This window comes from Alteromonas sp. ALT199, assembly GCF_018619335.1.
Taxonomy (GTDB): Bacteria; Pseudomonadota; Gammaproteobacteria; order Enterobacterales; family Alteromonadaceae; genus Alteromonas.
Map to the genome: position 1 here is coordinate 44,236 of NZ_JAHHDX010000016.1, position 19,835 is coordinate 64,070.

Genomic DNA, 19,835 nt, shown 5'->3' on the forward strand with positions numbered 1-19,835 from the left:
GGAGAGCGGTTGCTCTCCTTTTTTTGTTTTATCGTCTTCTTTACGCATCTCAACGTTTAATTTTTATAGGCGGTGATATTTAAGTAAGATGAAAATTGAGCGATCACCGCCAAAACAAAACGGCAAAACAATAACCATAATCTAAAGGTGAACTATGTCTTTTTTTAAAATCCGACGATTACATCAGATGAGTAAGCGGCGTAGTGGGGCGTTGGCGCTATTGTGTCTTGGTGCACTGATGTTGTCCTCCCCTGTACTTGCAAATTCTCAGTCGGATGACGCTACCTCAAAGAAAAATAACTTTTTTCAATCACAAGATATCTTTAACCTTGAATATGTAAGCGAAGTTCAGGTATCCCCAAACGGTAAATATATCGCGTACGTGCGCCGTTCAAACGATATCATGTCAGACAGTAGCCGCGCGAACGTCTGGCTAGCGTCGGTTGATGGTAAGTCAAACCGTCCCTTACTATCATCGAAAAAGAGTTACTATTCTATTCGCTGGTCACCAGACGGCAGCCGATTAGCTTACCTATCCAATGAAGAGGGTAAACCGCAACTGTATGTACGCTGGATGGATACAGGGCAAACGGCGTTAGTTACAAACGTGACATCAAGCCCAAGCAATATCACATGGTCACCCGACGGTAAATACATTGCCTTTACCATGAGCGTAGATGCCAAAGAAAAGCCGCTTGACGTTAAAATGCCGAAGAAGCCGGAAGGCGCAAAGTGGTCGCCTAAATTTCAATATATCACTAAGGCGCGTTATCAAGCTGATGGCAAAGGTGTACTAGACCCTGCCTATACTCATATCTTTATTGTCCCTTCTGATGGAGGCACCGCAAGGCAGTTAACCTCGGGTAATTATCATCACAAGGGGCGTTTAAGTTTTGCGCCGAACGGGAAAAAGATTTACTTCTCTGCTAACCGTAGTGATAACTGGGAGTATGAACCAGTTGAGGCCGATATATTTTCTGTTGATATGACGGGGAATATCGAACAATTGACGCAGGATAAAGGGCGAGAATCGTCACCTGTTGTATCGCCAGACGGAAAGCACATTGCCTATACACACCGCGACGATGAAAAAGTGATGTATAAAAATAGCTACTTGTACGTGATGAATAGCGATGGCTCTGGGCAAAGAAACGTAACAAAAGACATTGATAATTCGGTGTCTAACCTTCACTGGAAAGATAATAAACGTATTTACTTTCAGCAGTCAGTACGCGGTTTAGCGCAAGTGGATGTGGTATCGCTATCGGGCAATGTAAAAGCCGTAGCGAAGGGGCTCGGAGGCACTACGTTAGGACGACCTTATGTGTTTGGTACTTATCATGCGGTAGGCAATGTTGTGGCTTACACTAAAGGGCGAACAGACCGTCCCGCAGATTTATATGTCACTACGCGAAAAGAGCGACAGCTTACCGCACTAAATGAAGATGTTTTAGGTCACAAACAACTTGGCGAAGTGAAAGAAATTGTTTATCAATCTTCTATTGATGGCGAAGAAATTCAAGGTTGGTACATTTTGCCGCCTAACTATGATAGCTCAAAAACCTATCCGCTTATTCTTGAAATTCACGGTGGTCCCAACCTTGCGTATGGGCCCGTTTTTACTGCTGAACTTCAGCGCATGGCAGCAGAAGGCTATGTAGTATTTTATAATAATCACAGAGGTAGTACGGGTTATGGTGAGCGCTTTGCACTGCTACTTCAGGGAAAATATAGCTCTGAGTACGACTTTGCTGACCATATGTCTGGGGTAGACGCGCTGATTGAAAAAGGAATAGCCGATCCAGAGCGTTTATTTATAACGGGTGGCTCAGCAGGTGGCATTGCATCAGCCTATGCCATTGGACTTACAAACCGATTCAAAGCAGCCGTGGTTGCAAAACCCGTTATTAATTGGTTATCCAAGGTATTAACCGCCGATTCGGGCCTTTATCAGATACCTTTCCAATTCCCAGGTAAACCTTGGGATAATGTAGAGCATTATTGGAAGCGCTCGCCATTATCGCTTGTAGGCAATGTGACTACACCTACCATGTTGATTACGGGTGTGGAAGATAAACGCACGCCTATGTCTGAAACTGAGCAGTTCTATCAAGCGTTGAAACTTCAAAAGGTTGATAGTGTACTGGTGAAAGTACCCGGCTCGCCCCATGGGATTGCTTCTAAACCTTCTCGAATGATTGGTAAAGTGGAAAATATTTTGGCGTGGTTTAAAAAGTACGACAGCGCGCACTTTGATGATGCCAAAGCCAAAGCCAAGTAATTAAATCAACGTTTAGAAACGTTAGTTTCGCGTGGCTAGAGATAAATGGGGCTATTGCGCCGATTCAATCGGTTCAAGGCCCCATTTTTTTAATATTCGAGCATACTCGCCATTTGCTTTTAAAATTGAAAGTGCATTTTTTAGCGACTTCACTTTGTCTTTATCAGTTTTTAGACCGGTAGCAACAAAAAGATCTGCCCCCAATGCATCTATGACATATTCGCTCGTGGCGTCGTCAGGGTTAAACCCCGCATCGCTAATTTCGTATTTACCTGTCTCGAAATTTGCCAATGCAAAGTCTATCCGCTCCTTATAAAGCAGCTTCCACAATTGTTCTGGCTCTGTGACCAAAGCAAGGTTTTTTTTCTCTTTAAAGCCATGCTGCTGTAAATATAATGCTGAAGCGTAGCCTCGAATTGAGCCAACTCGAAAGCTCTTAGCATCGTTTAATGAGTTGATAAGCGTTGTGTCTTTTCGCTTAAGCCTAATAAGTGCTGCCTGAACATGATTAACTTCGGCTAGCCATTCAAATTGGTTTTCTCGCTTTGGGGTCTTTAATAGTGATAAAAGCACAAGGTTTGGTTTTTCAAGTGTCTCATGATAGGCACGTGCCCAGGGCATATGTGCTAACGAACTGCTAAAAGGCAGCAGAGGTTTTAGAGCATTAGCTAGGTCTACATTGACCCCTTGCGGTTTGCCATTATTGTCATACCAATAATAGGGCGGGGTAACCTCGCTGAGAAAATAGACATGGTTAGGCGAAGCAAAGGCTGATGAACATACGATCAGCAACAAATATGTACAGATACTACGAAACATAAATACTGTTAAGGACCTATAGAAATAACACTAATCGAAGGTTTAAATAAGGTAATGCTAATGCGTAGTATACTCGGATTATAGGCAAATAATATCGATATTTGCCTATAAAATGTTCAGATTAGGATGTTGTTAAACAGTATATGTCTATTCTACAGCGGAATGTAACTGCGCGATATCGGGTAAAACCGTAAGTTTTAGGTTTAGCGCTTTCCAATAGTGGCTTTCTCTTAGCAAGTCTGCAGAAATTATAGGCTTTTCATCCAACCAGCCGTCAGGGAAGGTAATAGTGAGTTCGTTTTTTTCTACGCTTACCACAAGCTCTGGTACGAAGCCTTCTTGACGTTTTATATTGAGCAGCACGCCCAAACGCAGTAGAGCTATTAGGTGTTTTACCGATTGGCCATCGAACAAATTAAAAGTAGGTAGTTCATTAGTACGAATTTTCTTTCTATGGAAACGTACTAGGGTAGCGAGCAGTAACTGTTGCTCTTGCGTAAACCCAGGCATGTCGACGTTGCCAAGTATATAGGCGCTGTGTTTTTGTATGCCTCGAGAGTTAATTTGCATGCCAACTTCATGAAGTAACGCTGCCCAGCCGAGCATACTTTTAAAGTCGCGCCCTTTAAGCTTCCATTCTTTTTCAACATCATTGAAAAGTGAAAGCGTTGTATTGAGCACCATAGTTGCCTGTGATGTGTCTACATCGTAACGGGTTGCCAAACTGCTCGCGGTTCTGCCGCGAATGTCCGCGTGATGTAACTCATCTTCCATCTGATAAAGCACACCTTCGCGCAATGCCGCTGGAGAATACACCAGACCTTCAATTTCTAGCGCTCTGAAAACGGCGATAAGGATAGCGAGGCCGCCAGCGATAACCACACGACGATCTTCACTTAAATCTGGGTAACTTAGCTTGTCTATATGCCCTGCGTTTGTGAATTGCTTCATTAAATTGCGCAAACTTTTAAGCGTTACCGGGATATCGTGGCCATTGGGTCTGTCTTGCTGGCAAAGGGTGAACAGCGAGCGGATGGTGCCCGACGTACCAATACATTGGACCCAGCCAAGTCTGCGGTACTTATTGTCAATTAACTCAAGCTCTTGCTGCGCAGCCGTGATTGCACGGTTGAACGCTTTAGGTTTTAGCTCTCCGTCTGGGAAAAAGCGTTTGGTATAGCTAACACACCCCATTTGAAGGCTGCGGCAAAGCAAAGGTGTAAACCCTTCGCCAATAACAAATTCTGTTGAGCCACCGCCTATATCAACTACCAGCTGTTGACCGTCTGCGTGATTAGTATGGGCTACACCTGAGTAAATAAGACGCGCTTCTTCTACTCCAGAAATAACTTCTATAGGGTAGGGGAGGATGTCTCTTGCTGCGCTAATAAAGTCTCGGGCGTTACGAGCCTTACGCAGTGTGTGAGTGGCGACGATTCTAACCGAGTCAGGCTCAAAGCCTTTAAGGCTTTCTGCTACCACTTTAAGCATAGCTAGCCCGCGCTCCATTGCCTCATCAGACAATATATCGTCTTCGTTGAGCCCTTCGGCCAAGCGAACTTTTTGTTTAACTCTATGCAGAATTTGCACAGACCCAGCAACAATACGTGCTACTACTAAGTGGAAACTATTCGAGCCAATATCTAGTGCTGCGACTTTACTGACTTCGCGAGTTTCCACGTCATTAAAAATTGATTCGTGCTGGGTCATGTATTAATTTTCTATCCTACAAAGTGTCTTCTAGCTTCTTCAAATAGTCGTAAATTTCTATTTGCGAGCGAAGTTTTTTACGATTACCCCTAGGAACGTACTTGTTGCTCTGATCCTTGTCAATTACTCGAGCCTTCAGGGTATCTTTAAATTGTAGCTCCATTATATCAACAATGCGCTGTTGAAGACCTTTATCATACACTGGGCAACCTACTTCTATGCGGTTATCCATGTTTCGGGTCATCCAGTCAGCAGATGAAATATACACTTTTCTTTCGCCACCGCCTTCAAAAATCATCACGCGAGGATGTTCAAGGAACCTATCTACAATAGAGATAATTTCGATGTTTTCGCTTATTCCTTTTATTCCAGGATTAAGTGAGCACATACCGCGTACAATACCGCGGATTTTAACCCCGGCCTGACTTGCGCGGTACAAATCATCAATAAGTTCTTTATCAACAAGATTATTAATCTTAAAGGTAATTTGCGCATCCTGTCCTTGGTTTAGATGCTGAATTTCTTGTCGAATTAGCGACTGGATTTTGGTTCTGGCGTTTAACGGCGATATTTGCAGGTGCTGGAACTTGTAGCGCCTATAAGGGTATTGAATAAGGTCAAATACCCCCACGCCTTCGTTAGCAAGCTCTTGATTGCGGGTAAATAAGCTGTAATCGGTATATATTTTTGCCGTTTTTTCGTTGAAGTTACCCGTACCAAAGTGCGCATAGTTCACTAAACTGCCCCGTTCTTCGCGAGTAACAATGCACAGCTTGGAGTGAATTTTGAGGGTTGGTACGCCTAGGACAACGCGAATTCCCGCATCGGTCATGCGCTTAGACCACTGGATATTTGCTTCTTCGTCAAAGCGTGCGCGAAGCTCTACGACTACCGTTACTTTTTTACCGTTATCTACCGCGTCAATTAATGAGTTAATTATGCGAGAATTACTTGCCACGCGGTAAATATTAATTCGAATTGATTTTACGTTAGGGTCGAATGCGGCCTGACGCACGAACTCTGTAAAGTGCAAAAAGCGGTGATAGGGGTAATACAGTAAAATATCCCTTGCAGTAATTGCATCAAATACTGTGTTGTATTTAGAAAATGCATTGCTATCGATTGCAGGAAGTGGCGCGTGCTCTAGATAATCGCGCCCTACATTTGGGAAACCAATGAAGTCTTTAAAATTGCGATAGTGCCCTGCAGCGTGCATGGTATCAAGCTTAGTAATTTTAAGACGTTTGCGAAGATCATACTGCATATCTTCCGGCATGTCTGTGTCGTAAATAATGCGCACAGGCTCAGCAATTAGACGCTGCTTCATACTTTCTGACATTTTCTCAACGAAACTTTCGTCAATTTCTTCATTAATCGAATATTCCGCGTCGCGGGTCATTTTAAACGAGTAGGCTTCAATTTCGTCAAATTTGACGAACCCGCGGAAAATATCTTCAATGCACAGTTGAATCATGTCGTCGAGCATAACAATGCTCTTTTTCTTACGGCTTTTCTGCGGAGGGATCAGCGTAAAGCGTGACATTTCAGAGGTAGGAACCTGAATAACGGCAAATCTAGGGTTACGGTCTTTTCTACGTAACGCAACATATAAATAAACAGAGTTACCGTTTAAGCGGCTTAGCAGATCTGTTTTCTTATCAATAAGAATAGGCGCAATGTGGCGCATTGCTTTATTGATAAAGAAGTTGCGTACCCACTGCTTTTGATAATCATCTAAGTCATCTTTGCGCAGAATGTGAATATTGTAACGGGCAAGGGTTTTTACGACATCTTTGTGGATATGGTCAAACTTTTCAGAAAGCTGTACCACTTTCTTTTGTATTTGCGCCATTAGGTCGGTAAGGCGCTCTGCTTCTTCTTCGTTCCCATCGTTTTGCGCAATGGTGATTAGGCGTTTAACATCTGCCGCTCGTACCCGATAAAATTCATCAAGGTTATTAGAGTAAATGCCAAGAAAGCGAATGCGTTCTATTGCAGGGTTATTCTTATCCGCGGCTTCTTGCAATACACGTTCGTTAAACGATAGCCAGCTTAGCTCTTTGGGATAATATAAAACGTCGTTATCCATAATGTCTCAATTCACGTTTAGAAAAATGGTCAAAGACTGACATCAGTCAGTGACACTACTGTGACAACACGTATTCTGGCACTAAGGCCTACCCAATACGTTGCGGTGATTCCGTTACCTCTTATACCAATCCGCATAGCTACTATACCTGCGGTAACACGCCGCGATTACGAACATTTTAAGTCTCGCTGAGTGGGTAATTAGCTATGCGGACTGGTATTAATACTGTGGGCATGATTTTAAGACTCTGTGTTAGAAGCCCCTCGCGTGTTATTACACTCACGCCCTTATTATTATCGCTTTGCGGTAATATCTACTACTAAATCGTTAGCTAGCGACTCTAACGCATCTTGCAACGCGCCGTCGTCAAAATCTTCAGTTACTGCGATTTCTGCTTTTGCTTTGAATATAAGGTTGCCCCAGTTAGGCGCGCTCTCACAATGAGAAGCAAAAGTGAGAATGTTTAAGTTAAACTGGTTGAGAACAGAAGTGAGCTCTTGCACTATGCCGGTTTTGTCATTACCCATTACATCAACGGTTAACTTAGTCGTATTACTATTCTCACTACTTGAAACTGCAACAGATTGCACCGACAAATCCCTAATGGCGTTTAGCGCATCAATTAAGCCTTGCTTGTTCTCATCGGCAACATGCACTTCTACGAAGCCGGTGAACATGCCTGCCATGTGTGCAAAACTTGATCCTTGCCAGTTGCCTTCATGTTTATATACAGATTTAGCGAGTGCATCTACTAAACCTGGCTTGTCCTTACCCATGATGCTTATAACTAATGATTGCATACAGTGCTCCTTATAGGGCGTGTAGAGAAAAACTTTGATCGTCTTCCTGTTGGGTAATACCATAGGCGCAGAATAGGTTGCGCGAAGGTAATGCTATAAACTTTCACTTGCTATTAGCATAACAAAACTTACACTGCTCTCCAGTGCAAATTTAGGGTTATTCTTCTTAAAAATGAAGAATTTCGAAAATAAGAATTACTAAACAGCCACATGATTTTCGACAGCAACAGCACAAACAAAAAACGCCAGCGCAGCGATAAGTGGTCACGCTATGTAGTGACGGGCTTTGGTGGCCTTGTTTTGTTAACCCTCGTTATTCTTATTACCCATCTTATAAGCCAAGCTTTACCTTTGGCATACACCCCTAGCTTAAATCATTTCTTGAGTGTGAAAACGCCAGACAATGAAGCGATTATCAGCGCAGGCGACATTGTTAACAGTCAGCCTTTGCTGGTCAGAAAGTCTGACTGTCGATTGGGATTAAAGTTGCTTAAAGACGATGCTCTGGTGAGTAATCACGATTATATTCGTCCTTGTGAACATAGGTTGTCGGCCCACAGCGTGATGGGAGAGAACTATATTGTTGATGTCTCCCCTAGTGCTCAAGTGAGAATCTTACCAGTAAGATCTTTCAATATGAGTGACAGCAGTGGGGTGGATTTTGCGACCAGCGCGCCGCGAGCTGCGTTGGCAAGTAATATTACGTTTGCACTACCTAAAAACGAGTGGAATAACCGTAGTAGTTGGGGTATCGCTCTTTCTTCAAAATGGGCTGTGGTGTCTATCTTCCACGGACACAGTGTATTTATTCGATGGGTAAATCGGCTGCGCCCTACCCAGGTGGTTGATAAACGGTTTTACAATATCGACAGGTTAGTATTGCTACCTGGGAGCAAGAGCGTATTACTTCAAGTGGATGATGCCCTTTACCTTAACAGGCTCGGTGATAAAGGAGCATCACTACTGCCCATTGCTGAAGGCATAACCGCGTCGTTAGATAAAAAAATTGTTTTTCCTCTTGCTAAAGATCGCACTTTTTTCTTAATGAACAGCAAAACACAGGCGCTTACTCGCTGGGTGTTTAGCAAAAGCGAAAAAGGCCTTACCTTTGAACAAACCTATCAAATAACGCTACCAGGAGAAACAGTCAGGGACGTAGCGGAGCATGCCAGTATGAACTTAGTGGCTTTGCTGACAGATGAATCAAGGGTGTTATTGGTAAACCGAGTGTCTGGCGATGTGGTGGCTTCACAACAAATAGAAGGTACCGCTAAGAACATCATTTGGTATGGGAATAAGCTTTACAGCTACTCTGACAACGCCTTGTCGGTGTGGGAAGGCAAGCATTTAAGCGGTATTACTACGTGGACATCGCTGTTTGAACCTCAGCACTATGAGGGGTATGAAATTGAAGAAACCGTATGGCAAACTACCCATGCCTCTGACTTTCAAGAGGCAAAATTCAGCTTAACCCCGCTTTTAATAGGCAGTATTAAAGCTTCCTTTTTGGCGCTGCTTATTGCGATACCAGTTGCTATCGGCGCCGCGATTTACACCGCGTTTTTCGCTAAAAGCCGATTGCGCAACATTGTTAAACCCGCCATCGAACTGCTTGAAGCTATCCCCAGTGTTCTTATAGGTTTTATCGCGGCTATTTGGTTGTCGCCAAAGGCTGAGCAGTTTTTATTTTCTTTTGCTTTTTTTCTTATTGTTATTCCCTTTGTACTTATCGCTGTTGCACTAGTGCAGCGCCCCGTAGCGGAGTATTTACCTAAGAAGTTAAGGCATGGTGCAGAGTTATTCTTCGCAGTTGGTGGCGTGTTCCTTTTAGGTTTTGTCAGTGTGGAATATGCGCCATCGCTTATCTTCTCGCTGATGGGGGTTGATGGGTTTACGTTGCTAGCGGCAGAATCAGATAGTCCTATTGGAAAAACAACCATAGTGGTAGCCCTAGCGTTGGGTGTAGCTATTTCACCCAGTATTTATTCTTTAGCTGAAGACGCTATTAACGGTGTGCCAACCGATTTAAAACACGCTTCGTTCGCATTGGGAGCGACCCGACTACAAACTTTGCTGTATGTAGTGCTACATGTTGCCCTACCAGGTATTGTTGCCGCAATAATGTTAGGTTTCGGGCGAGCGTTTGGCGAAACTATGATAGTACTTATGGTAACGGGGAATACGCCAATCTCCAGCTGGGGGCTTATAGAAGGTTTGCGAGCACTTACTGCTAACTTGGCAATTGAGCTTCCTGAGGCTGATGTGTCTTCAGCGCATTACCAAATTTTATTCTTCACCGCGTGCATTTTGTTTGTGTTCACCTTCATAGTAAACACCATAGCAGAGCTACTGCGACAGCGTATAAGAAGAAGGGCGTACTATGGCTAATCAAGTATCTTTTGGTTTAAATGCAGTCCAACGCCAATCGCTAGTCATTAGCTTAACCGCTTTTTTTACTAGTTTGTTACTGATTGCGCTTGTGAGTGTACTAATACTGATTAGTTTTCGCGGTACCGCTTACTTTTGGCCAGAGCCTATCTACACCGTAAAGGGCAAATATCAAGACGGCTCCACGTTCTCAGTACTTGCAAACCTATATGATGATCCATCAAATAACGACATTACCCTTAAGTATTCGGATGCTCAGCATCCATATGGTTTTCAAATTCAGTTATCTCGCGGTCAGGTGAATGATACGCTACTTGCGAAAGAGAGCGCAGAAATTAAGCTGATAGATGGTAGGCGTGTTTTAGCGGTACCTGAATACATCGTTGTACCGTCCCAGCCGCCTCAAACTCTAGATAATATTGATAATGTAATAGAAGAAGTAGCACAGATTAGCGCACAAATTGAAGCGCTCAATACCCGGCACCTCGCGCCTATTCACGAAGCGCTGTCTCAGTTTGATAAACGTAATGTTGTTGAAGATGCACCGGCAAGAGAGCGCTTAGTTGCTTCATTTAACGAGTACCAAAAACGAGTAGAAGCGCTGGAAGACACACGGGCTGAGTATACCTTGCTGGTGAGTTTTGCAGACGGTACGCCCTTTGTTATCCCCATCTCAAGTATTCAGGATGTGGATTTCGTAAGCCGTTTAAGTACGTTCGAAAAATGGCAGGTAGTGTTTTCAGAAATTGGGGTGTTTCTTAGCGATTCCCCGAAGCAGGCTAATACTTCTGGCGGCGTATTCCCAGCCTTGTTTGGTACCGTGCTCATGGTTTTTTTAATGACCATAATTGTAACGCCTTTTGGTGTGCTAGCCGCTATTTACCTAAGTGAGTATGCACCCAATACCGCGCTAACCACAATTATTCGTGTTAGCGTAAGTAATATGGCCGGGGTTCCTTCTATAGTGTACGGTGTATTCGGGCTTGGCTTCTTTGTGTATACCTTGGGCGGCAGTATTGATGAGCTATTGTTTAGCGAAACACTGCCCGCGCCAACCATGGGTAGTCCTGGCGTATTCTGGGCAGCGCTGACTATGGCTATTTTAACCTTACCTGTTGTGATTGTTGCCACTGAAGAAGGCTTGCGCCGCGTACCAGAAGGTTTGAAAGCGGGGAGTTACGCATTAGGTGCAACCAAAATTGAAACGTTAGTACGTACTGTATTACCTATCGCGTCTCCCGGTATTATGACTGGCGTAATTCTAGCCATCGCAAGAGCGGCAGGGGAAGTCGCTCCTTTAATGCTTGTAGGGGCGGTTAAGTTTGCGCCATCGCTACCCATAGATGGTGAGTTTCCCTACCTCCACCTTGATAGGCAGTTTATGCATTTGGGTGTACTTATTTATGACGGTGCTTTTCACAGCCAAACCGATGGGAAAAGTGCAAGTATGATGTTTGCCGCCTGCTTGCTTTTACTCGTAGTGGTCTTTGTATTAAACATACTGGCAGTGATACTTAGAGCGCGCCTGCGCAAACGCTATATCAAAGGATAATACAGGTTTTATAACATGTTGAAGTTGTTTGAACACAATACGCTAAACGTTAACGACATTAGTGGAGCACAAACCGCAGTGGAGGTGAAAAAACTAAACTTATGGTTTGGTAGTAAGCATGTGTTAAATGACATCAGCATGCGAATACCCAAAAACAAAATTACGGCGTTAATTGGTCAAAGTGGTTGCGGAAAGTCTACACTCATAAGCTGTTTTAACCGTCTTAACGACTTATATGACGGCTGCAAGTACACGGGTGAAATCATTATTGATGGTCAAAATATCAATAGTCGAAAAGTCAATGTGTCTCGCCTTAGAACGAATGTGGGGATGGTATTTCAGCGCCCTAATCCTTTTCCTATGAGCATTTATGAGAACGTGTGCTACGGACTTAAGCTTCAAGGCGTGAAGGTTCGCAGACATTTAGACGATGCCGTTGAAGGCGCATTAAAACAAGCCGCACTTTGGGATGAGGTAAAAGATCGTCTATTTGACTCTGCTCATATCTTATCTGGTGGTCAGCAACAGCGCTTAGTTATTGCCAGAGCATTGGCATTAAAACCTGACATTTTGCTTTTAGATGAGCCCACGTCGGCCCTCGACCCCTTAACCACGCTTTTTATTGAAGAGCTGATGGACGCACTCAAAAAGCAGTGCACCATTATTATTGTGACGCACAACATGCAACAAGCTGCGCGGGTAAGCGACTATACCGCCTTTTTCCATCAGGGCAGGCTGATAGAGTATGCAGATAGTGACACCTTGTTCACCATGCCAGATAAGAAGCAAACCGAAGACTACATAACGGGACGTTATGGATAATGCAGAAATGAGTGTTAGTTCTGATATGGAGCTTTGCATCGACACTGTATTTCATCGCAGTGCTGCTGACTGCCTTGAGGGCAAAGCGGTTTGTCATAATGACCAAACGAAAAACATTAGCACTTTATTCGAATGCTACTTACCAAGCTTAAGCCGCGAGGAGAAATCGCCATGCGACAGGTAGCCTTAAATACTCACATCTCAGGTACATTTAACATTGAGTTAGAAAACTTGCGTAACTCGGTATTGACCATGGGCGGTGAAGTTGAACAGCAGCTGGTAGATACCTTAAAAGCGGTGAAGCACAATCACGCCGCTCTGGCTGAAAAAGTGGTGTTAAATGACTTAAAAATTAACTCCATGGAAATTCAAATTGACGAAGAGTGCTTGCGCATTATTGCCAAGCGTCACCCTACCGCCAGTGACCTGCGTTTAATTATGACCATTTCTAAAGCCATTACCGACATTGAGCGAATGGGCGATGAAATAGAACGTATCGCCAAACTAGTAACGCGCAATAAGCTGCCAAGTTCGGATACCATTAAAAGCAGCATGCTGCTTATTGGTGAGAGGGTAGCGGCAATGATGCGCGGTACATTCGATGCCTTTGCCCGTCAGGATGAAGCGGCGGCACTAGAAGTGTACGACCAAGACAACCGTATTGACAGTGAGTACAAGAGGTTATTGTCCTACACCACGTCAGAAATGCAGAAAAGCACAGATGATATGCAGGATTGGCTGGATGTTTTGTGGGCTATGCGCTCGCTAGAAAGAATTGGTGATAGATGTAAAAACGTGTGTGAGTATGTGGTTTATCTCACTCGCGGTACCGATGTAAGGCATACGCCGCTGGAAAATATGCAGCAAAAACTAGAAGATTTGACGTAATCCTGTCCAAATGGTCAGTGTTATTTTGCGTATCAGTAATTAAATATGATTGTTTGCGAAATTAATTTGTCATAAAACTGCAATATTTGGTGAATTTATCATCGTATTCAAATGATTCCGCATACTTTTATCGTTTTTCGGTGATTTTCGCTATGGCTTCTATGACGATTACGTTATCATGCGCCGCAGCCAAGAACAGATCGTGCAAAATTTAATCGAACCTTATGATAAAACACAATTTGTCTTTAACTTCATTCTCTTGCCCTTGGGGTGAAGGGATCATGCTACTTACTCAAGTAGCGTCCAGCCTAAATCGCGTTTAGATCGGGAGCGATTATCCGTGGAATTTTTTGAAAGTTATGGCCTAATTCTTATAATCCTTGCCGCCGGCGTTGGTTTCGTCATGGCATGGGGTATCGGAGCAAATGACGTTGCCAACGCAATGGGTACGTCAGTGGGTTCTAAAGCTTTAACCATAAAACAAGCCATTGTCATTGCAATGATATTTGAGTTTGCTGGCGCCTACCTCGCAGGTGGCGAAGTAACGTCTACCATTCGAAAAGGGATTATCGACTCAACCTTTTTTATAGACATACCTGAATACCTTGTATTAGGCATGATCTCGTCATTACTTGCGGCTGGAATATGGCTAGCGGTAGCGTCGTGGTTGGGGTGGCCTGTATCTACTACGCACTCAATTATAGGTGCCATTATCGGCTTTACGGCAACTGGCGTCAGCATGGACGCAGTAGCGTGGGACAAAGTGGGTGGTATTGTAGGTAGTTGGGTAGTAACACCTGCTATATCAGGCATCATTGCTTATCTTATCTTTATGAGCGCTCATAAGCTTATCTTCCAAACCGCAGCTCCGTTTGCCAATGCTAAACGTTATGTGCCGTTCTACATGGCATTAGCGGGCTTCGTTATGTCGCTAGTTACCATTAAGAAAGGCCTTAAACACGTTGGTCTAGAGCTAAGTGCCGTTAACGGATATCTACTGGCGATTGCTATTGCCGTAGCACTGGGTTTCTTGGGTAAATGGTTCATCGGCCGCATGAAATTCAGCGGTTCTGAAGATGCAGACTTACAGGCAGCAAACGTTGAAAAAGTATTTGCGCTGCTTATGGTAGTAACTGCATGCTGTATGGCGTTTGCCCATGGCTCTAACGATGTTGCCAACGCGATTGGACCTCTTGCGGCTGTAGTAAGTGTTGTTACTAGCGGTGGTGAGATTAACTCAAGCGCAACGCTTGCTTGGTGGATTTTACCATTAGGTGGTTTAGGTATTGTTGCAGGTCTTGCTTTATTTGGTCACCGCGTTATTAAAACCATTGGTCAAGGTATCACACACTTAACGCCAAGCCGCGGCTTCGCAGCTGAACTCGCAGCAGCGTGTACGGTAGTAATTGCATCGGGTACAGGTTTACCTATCTCAACTACGCAAACTTTAGTGGGTGCGGTTCTAGGTGTAGGTTTAGCGCGTGGTGTATCTGCACTGAACCTAGGTATTGTTAGAAATATCGTTGTGTCTTGGATTGTAACCTTGCCGGCAGGTGCACTACTTTCAATTATTTTCTTCTTTATATTGAAAGCAGCGTTTGGCGTAGCTTAGTAAGCTAACCTTATTGTTATATTCAAAAAGGCCGCGCTTCAATGAAGCGCGGCCTTTTTGATTTAAGTCGATAGTCAATTAACCGTATTAACCTCGTGAAATTGGCGACTCAAATCCTCTTGGTTTAACACCCACCACAGCACATTTTAACTGGTGGATGGTTTCTTCTGCAGTATCACCCATAATGTAACCTGGCACGCCTAGACGAGATACTGTACCCATAACAATTACATCTGTATCTAGCGATGTGGTTGTGGCAGCAATCTCCCGACGTGGGTAGCCGTGCACAATGTGGTTCTTAGGCTGTAGGTATTCCCAAACATTGTCATCAAGTTCATCAGAAAGTTCAGAAAGTAGCTTCTCTAATTCCTTTTCACGCTCAGCGTGAATTTTCGCTAGATCAGTTTCCATTCTGTCGTTATCGACGGTAATAAAGCCATCTCTGGCTATATTTTCAGGTACCGCATCAAACACGTGAACAATATGCAGCTGGGCAAATTCTAATAAGGCTATTTGGCTAGCGTGTCGCAATATATCGCGATTAAGGTCGCGTCTTATTGAAACCTCGTGGTTCGGGTAATGATAGTTAAGATCTAGTGCGGCTACTACGTTCTTGTATTGGCTGCGAGGCTTGTGGTTTATCACCCACAAAGGGCAGGGGCATTTGCGAAACAGCTGCATATCCAAACTGCCAAACAGTTTGTCCAAAAAGCTTTCTTCTGCTCGCTTTATGACTAAGTCGATATTGTTAGTCATTACATAGCGAACGATATCAATTAACGGGTGCCCCACAGTTACTGCTGTCGACACTTCATATTGTTTACTCCAGCTTTCAGCCTGCTGCTTCAACCAAACCTGAGCCTGAGTTTCCATGGTTTGCTGAGAGTCCACGTAAGAGAATGACTCCATGACCATACTCGCATTAGGCGGTAGTGATTCTAAAGAAAGCATAACAGTAAGCGAGGCTTGGTGAGCTTTGGCGATATGCAGTGCTTGAGCAACTGTGTCATCTTGACGATGTGAGTCGCTCAACACACATAAAATGTTTTTATAATGTCCTTTCATACTGCCCTCAATAGTGGTTCGCTTTATTGACTGAATGATACAAGAGCGTGTCTTACTTCGCTGTAAAAAAACGTGATAATTAACATACTTTCTTAATCCTAACGCTACTTATAAGGGCTTTCCAGCGGGAAACTATAAATTCTTAAAAGGTTCTTATTAATTGAAGGGCTGCAGTGAATGTCTATACGCTGCTTGAAATAGTAGACGGTAGTACAAGTTACGTGGAGGTTACAGCGCTAGGCTGTATTTAATCTTTATGTTAGATTAATCCAATATTTTCTAATCCCTTTTTGAATAATAGTGAGATATCCATGAAATGGCCTAATCTTAAGCACCTGCACTATTTGGTGACGCTACATCAAGAGCAGCATTTTCACCGAGCAGCCCAGCGCTGTAATGTAAGTCAGTCAACATTGAGTACTGCCATTCAAAATTTAGAGGAACACTTTGGAAGCCAGCTTCTTGAACGTGAACATAAAACGTTTGTGTTCACCTCATTAGGTTTGGATATTGTTGAGCGCAGCAAAATGCTCCTTCAAGAAGCCGGCGAGCTTGTTGAGTATGCGCAAAACGCGGGTAACTGGCAGCGAGGCACGTTAAAGCTAGGTGTTATACCAACAATAGCGCCGTTTTTATTTGAAGGCATGTTGGGAGCGTTTTCTGCATTTCTACCTGAGATCAATTTAGAAATGCAGGAAGACACCACCGAGAAGTTGCTACAGCAATTGACTGACGGTCGATTAGACTTACTGATCTTAGCGCTGCCAATGGACACCCCTGGGTGCAAACAAATGGTCTTGGGGCACGACCCGTTTCACCTTATTGCTCATGAAGATATGGCCGAGCAACTGCCCAACCCTGTCGATATCTCTACCTTGCCTAAAAAGAGTATTTTCTTACTTCAGCAAGAACACTGTATGACAGGCCACGCCGTAAGCGCATGTAACCTTCAACATAGCGACCAGATTAGCAGCGTGGCAGCAAGCAGTCTGTACACCTTGGTGCAATTGGCGAATAGCAAAATGGGCTACACCTTTTTGCCTGAACTTGCGATCAATCAATCCATTCTTGAGCACACCGGTCTTAAGAGCTTCCCGGCAGAAGAACAGGGCTTTAGAGAGATTGGTCTAGTATGGCGTTCAGGCACAACTCGTATGCAGCTGTTTCGTCGTATAGGTGAAATTATTTCGCCTCTGTTGCCAAAGCCAACTTTAAAATAACGCTTGCGCTGAAGGCGCAGTTTTTAGCCTTTCATTTAAAACGGTTGAACGCGTGCGTTCAGCCGTTTTTTGTTGGTAACAATAGTTATTCTTTTACCTTGCTTAGAGCTCTTCAATCTCATTTTTTCAACCTCACTTCTTCAATCTGATATTTTGAACCTGACTTCTTTATTCGAATCCAGTCTCCATTACGGTGATACTGAGCTTACATAGACATTTATTTTTAAAATAAACAAACTTTTTTGCAAAGCTTATCGACTTAATGGTTAAGTAAAAAAATAGAGCGTAAAACGGGGAATGGCGTGTTTAAAAAACGAGATGAGAAACTCGTGGAACAGGCATTAAAGGGCAATAAAAAAGCGTGGTTTACGCTTATCTCTCGCTACGAAACCGCAATGTATCAATACGGTATTCGAATGACGGGAAATAGCCATGATGCAGCAGATTTAATGCAGGAGATTTTTATCTCTGTGTTTCGCAGCCTTGCCTGTTTTAAAGGAAAGGGCAGTTTTAAAAGCTGGCTCTATCGTATTGCCCACTGTCGCTGTGTTGAGTTGTATCGCAAGCGAAAACCGCACACAGATATCGACGACATACAAGCGCCACTTTGTGATACGCCGTGCCCTGAAATGCAGCTTTATAGTGATAGGGAAAGTAGAGCGTTAACGCAGGCCATGCAAACCTTACCTTTAGGCCAAAAAGCTGTGGTGGAGTTGAAATTCTTCGGCCATTTCACATTTGAAGAAATTGCACAGCAAATGGATATCTCAGTTAATACCGCCAAGTCGCGACTTTACGCAGCCTTGGCAAAATTGAAGTTGGAGTTGGAATAATGACCTTATATGACAAAGAAGCCTTATTCTCAGCTTATCTGAACAACTCGCTTACTAGCGAGCAAGAGAAGCAGTTTAAAGCGCTGTGTGAGTCAGATGATAAATTCGCACAGGTGATAGAAAATAGCGTTCGTTTTAGCAACGCAAGTTCAAACTTCGTTGCCCCAGCACTTCCACCGTGGGGCAAAGAACGGATCTTCTTCAAGAAAGATGAACCACGTTCGCTTTGGTCTTGGTTTAACTTGCCAGCGTGCGCCATGGCCATGTCAGCGTGTGCGCTATTAGCCGTTCTTACTGGTGCAAAACTCACATATAGCGATAACAAAGTAGCACTTACGTTATTAAACAATAGTTCAAGCAGCGTCGATGAAATGGTTGACCAACGGGTTACACAAGAAGTTGCCAAAGCATTAGGTGAACAACGTGACTTCTATCAACAAGCAAACCAAACACTTTTCAAAGAGTATGCTCATGCGCTATCTACTCAACAGCAACAAAGCAGTGCGGAACTTACCAAGTACTTATTAGCGTCGAGCCGAGAAGAGCGCAAGCATGACTTCGCTGAGCTTATTAAATTTATTAACGAGCAGCGAATTGATGATCAGCGATTCTACGCACGCCAATTTACGCGTCTTCAAGATGAAATCGATGATATTGAAATAGGGTACAGCGCGGTAAATTTGCCGAACAGCCGGTCAGGCGTGTCATCAACAATACCGTACGCCACAAACAATCCACAGTCTTCGCTAGATGACTAATGTAACTAGGTGAAATTATGAAACAATTATTATCTGCTTTACTACTTTGCTCAGCTGCTAGCGGCCTTGCAAGTGCACAAACCGCGCAAAAATATGACACGCTATCGAACGAGTTAGAAATAATGTCAGGGGTGCTTAAAACGTCCCTACGACAAAATGCTGCTACAGATACCTGGAGAGTGAGTCACATTGAAACTAGTTATTTAGCGGGGCAGGGGGCAGTGTTTACTTTTTCGGTAAGGGGGAAAAGTGGTAATTGGGTACGAGAAATTGAATCCTTGGTAGAAGGTTTGGTTGGCGCAGTGCCACCGGCTCCGCCTGCACCTCCGGTTTCTGCGGCAAACTCGTTTAGCGATGTGGATGATATTGTATTTGAGGCCGCGAGGGAGTGGGAAGCCTACGCAGAAGAGACGAGTCACCGTTTTTCCCAAGCGTTTTCTGATAACAACAATCGCTTACGGGACTTACGTAACATGCAGCGCGAGCTTGCTTGGGAAGCAAGAGAAGTAGAGCGAGAACTGCGAGATATCACGTTCGAATTGCGTCACGCTGACGAAGCGCGAAAAAAGGAATTACTTACGCAAAAAGAGCAGTATGGTGAGCAGCTTGAGGAATTAGAAGCGAAAGAAAAAAGTATGAAGGATGAGCTTAAAGCAATTGAGAAGAAGCAAGAAAAGCAGATGGAGGCACGTAAAGCTGAGCAACAGCAGGCTCGCAAAACGTTTTTAGCCGGTTTCGAATCTGGCATGAGTGAGAGTTTATGCCGATTCGGGTCTGGTCTTCGCGGTTTGCCTGAAAATGAACACCTCAGCATGGTACTTAAGGATTTTGAAATTGACGAAAGTCGAGAGCGTAGGGACCGAATTTATGTATTTACTCGTGCCGATATAGTACGTTGCGTTCAAGAAAAAATAGACGCAAATAAGCTTCTCACCAACGCTAACATTTATCAGTTTTGAGCAGAAAAACATGACGCTATGAGTTGCGATTAGCCCTGT

Annotated in this window: 15 protein-coding genes; 10 read left to right on the top strand and 5 right to left on the bottom strand. The window is 43.8% G+C overall.

Annotated features, from left to right (window positions below; all coding sequences use genetic code 11):
- Nucleotides 1-154 precede the first annotated feature (154 nt).
- On the top strand, nt 155-2,281 hold the full coding sequence (locus KL866_RS02350) for a S9 family peptidase (protein WP_214993064.1): 2,127 nt from the start codon (nt 155-157) through the stop codon (nt 2,279-2,281).
- Nucleotides 2,282-2,332: 51 nt separating this feature from the next.
- Here the strand turns inward: KL866_RS02350 and KL866_RS02355 are convergent, their stop codons facing one another.
- The 4 genes from KL866_RS02355 to KL866_RS02370 form a co-directional block, all read right to left on the bottom strand.
- Entirely contained in the window at nt 2,333-3,100 is a 768-nt protein-coding gene (locus KL866_RS02355) for a transporter substrate-binding domain-containing protein (RefSeq protein WP_214993067.1), read from the bottom strand.
- Nucleotides 3,101-3,247: 147 nt separating this feature from the next.
- Nucleotides 3,248-4,810: an exopolyphosphatase gene (gene ppx / locus KL866_RS02360; RefSeq protein ID WP_214993070.1), complete on the bottom strand. Its 1,563-nt coding sequence runs from the start codon at nt 4,808-4,810 to the stop codon at nt 3,248-3,250.
- A 16-nt stretch (nt 4,811-4,826) separates the two neighbouring features.
- Complete coding sequence (ppk1, locus tag KL866_RS02365; RefSeq protein ID WP_025256410.1) at nt 4,827-6,899, bottom strand: polyphosphate kinase 1; 2,073 nt, start codon at nt 6,897-6,899, stop codon at nt 4,827-4,829.
- A gap of 293 nt (nt 6,900-7,192) precedes the next feature.
- On the bottom strand, nt 7,193-7,699 hold the full coding sequence (locus KL866_RS02370) for a glycine cleavage system protein R (protein ID WP_214993073.1): 507 nt from the start codon (nt 7,697-7,699) through the stop codon (nt 7,193-7,195).
- 210 nt (nt 7,700-7,909) lie between these two features.
- Between KL866_RS02370 and KL866_RS02375 the strand changes: the two genes are divergently transcribed.
- The 5 genes from KL866_RS02375 (at nt 7,910) to KL866_RS02395 (ending at nt 14,961) form a co-directional block, all read left to right on the top strand.
- Entirely contained in the window at nt 7,910-10,087 is a 2,178-nt protein-coding gene (locus KL866_RS02375; protein ID WP_214993075.1) for an ABC transporter permease subunit, read from the top strand.
- Nucleotides 10,080-11,639 carry a phosphate ABC transporter permease PstA gene (gene pstA, locus KL866_RS02380; RefSeq protein WP_025256407.1) on the top strand — a complete coding sequence of 520 codons (1,560 nt, stop codon included), beginning with the start codon at nt 10,080-10,082 and terminating at the stop codon, nt 11,637-11,639. Before KL866_RS02375 ends, pstA begins: the two co-directional genes overlap by 8 nt.
- A 15-nt stretch (nt 11,640-11,654) precedes the next feature.
- Nucleotides 11,655-12,461, top strand: a complete 807-nt coding sequence (gene pstB, locus KL866_RS02385) for a phosphate ABC transporter ATP-binding protein PstB (RefSeq protein WP_214993078.1) — start codon at nt 11,655-11,657, stop codon at nt 12,459-12,461.
- Between the two features lie 171 nt (nt 12,462-12,632).
- Nucleotides 12,633-13,349: a phosphate signaling complex protein PhoU gene (gene phoU / locus KL866_RS02390; RefSeq protein WP_014948403.1), complete on the top strand. Its 717-nt coding sequence runs from the start codon at nt 12,633-12,635 to the stop codon at nt 13,347-13,349.
- Nucleotides 13,350-13,689: 340 nt separating this feature from the next.
- Nucleotides 13,690-14,961: an inorganic phosphate transporter gene (locus KL866_RS02395; RefSeq protein WP_025256405.1), complete on the top strand. Its 1,272-nt coding sequence runs from the start codon at nt 13,690-13,692 to the stop codon at nt 14,959-14,961.
- An 87-nt stretch (nt 14,962-15,048) separates the two neighbouring features.
- On the opposite strand, the gene KL866_RS02400 is transcribed toward KL866_RS02395, so the two are convergent.
- On the bottom strand, nt 15,049-16,026 hold the full coding sequence (locus KL866_RS02400) for a universal stress protein (RefSeq protein ID WP_025256404.1): 978 nt from the start codon (nt 16,024-16,026) through the stop codon (nt 15,049-15,051).
- A 311-nt stretch (nt 16,027-16,337) separates the two neighbouring features.
- On the opposite strand from KL866_RS02400, the gene KL866_RS02405 reads away from it, so the two are divergent.
- The 4 genes from KL866_RS02405 (at nt 16,338) to KL866_RS02420 (ending at nt 19,796) form a co-directional block, all read left to right on the top strand.
- A complete protein-coding gene (locus KL866_RS02405) occupies nt 16,338-17,246 on the top strand; it encodes a hydrogen peroxide-inducible genes activator (RefSeq protein ID WP_025256403.1) in 909 nt (302 codons plus the stop codon).
- Between the two features lie 302 nt (nt 17,247-17,548).
- Nucleotides 17,549-18,079, top strand: a complete 531-nt coding sequence (locus KL866_RS02410) for an RNA polymerase sigma factor (protein ID WP_025256402.1) — start codon at nt 17,549-17,551, stop codon at nt 18,077-18,079.
- Entirely contained in the window at nt 18,079-18,837 is a 759-nt protein-coding gene (locus KL866_RS02415; RefSeq protein WP_214993081.1) for a hypothetical protein, read from the top strand. The genes KL866_RS02410 and KL866_RS02415 overlap by 1 nt, the downstream gene beginning before the upstream one ends.
- Nucleotides 18,838-18,854: 17 nt before the next feature.
- On the top strand, nt 18,855-19,796 hold the full coding sequence (locus tag KL866_RS02420; RefSeq protein ID WP_025256400.1) for a hypothetical protein: 942 nt from the start codon (nt 18,855-18,857) through the stop codon (nt 19,794-19,796).
- Nucleotides 19,797-19,835 lie beyond the last annotated feature (39 nt).

Excerpts from the sequence above, each read along its gene's own strand:
- ppk1 (WP_025256410.1), bottom strand. The coding sequence starts at position 6,899 with ATGGATAACGACGTTTTATATTATCCCAAAGAGCTAAGCTGGCTATCG.
- ppx (WP_214993070.1), bottom strand. The coding sequence starts at position 4,810 with ATGACCCAGCACGAATCAATTTTTAATGACGTGGAAACTCGCGAAGTC.
- phoU (WP_014948403.1), top strand. The coding sequence starts at position 12,633 with ATGCGACAGGTAGCCTTAAATACTCACATCTCAGGTACATTTAACATT.
- KL866_RS02350 (WP_214993064.1), top strand. The coding sequence starts at position 155 with ATGTCTTTTTTTAAAATCCGACGATTACATCAGATGAGTAAGCGGCGT.
- KL866_RS02370 (WP_214993073.1), bottom strand. The coding sequence starts at position 7,699 with ATGCAATCATTAGTTATAAGCATCATGGGTAAGGACAAGCCAGGTTTA.
- pstB (WP_214993078.1), top strand. The coding sequence starts at position 11,655 with ATGTTGAAGTTGTTTGAACACAATACGCTAAACGTTAACGACATTAGT.
- KL866_RS02375 (WP_214993075.1), top strand. The coding sequence starts at position 7,910 with ATGATTTTCGACAGCAACAGCACAAACAAAAAACGCCAGCGCAGCGAT.
- KL866_RS02405 (WP_025256403.1), top strand. The coding sequence starts at position 16,338 with ATGAAATGGCCTAATCTTAAGCACCTGCACTATTTGGTGACGCTACAT.
- pstA (WP_025256407.1), top strand. The coding sequence starts at position 10,080 with ATGGCTAATCAAGTATCTTTTGGTTTAAATGCAGTCCAACGCCAATCG.
- KL866_RS02355 (WP_214993067.1), bottom strand. The coding sequence starts at position 3,100 with ATGTTTCGTAGTATCTGTACATATTTGTTGCTGATCGTATGTTCATCA.
- KL866_RS02420 (WP_025256400.1), top strand. The coding sequence starts at position 18,855 with ATGAAACAATTATTATCTGCTTTACTACTTTGCTCAGCTGCTAGCGGC.
- KL866_RS02415 (WP_214993081.1), top strand. The coding sequence starts at position 18,079 with ATGACCTTATATGACAAAGAAGCCTTATTCTCAGCTTATCTGAACAAC.
- KL866_RS02400 (WP_025256404.1), bottom strand. The coding sequence starts at position 16,026 with ATGAAAGGACATTATAAAAACATTTTATGTGTGTTGAGCGACTCACAT.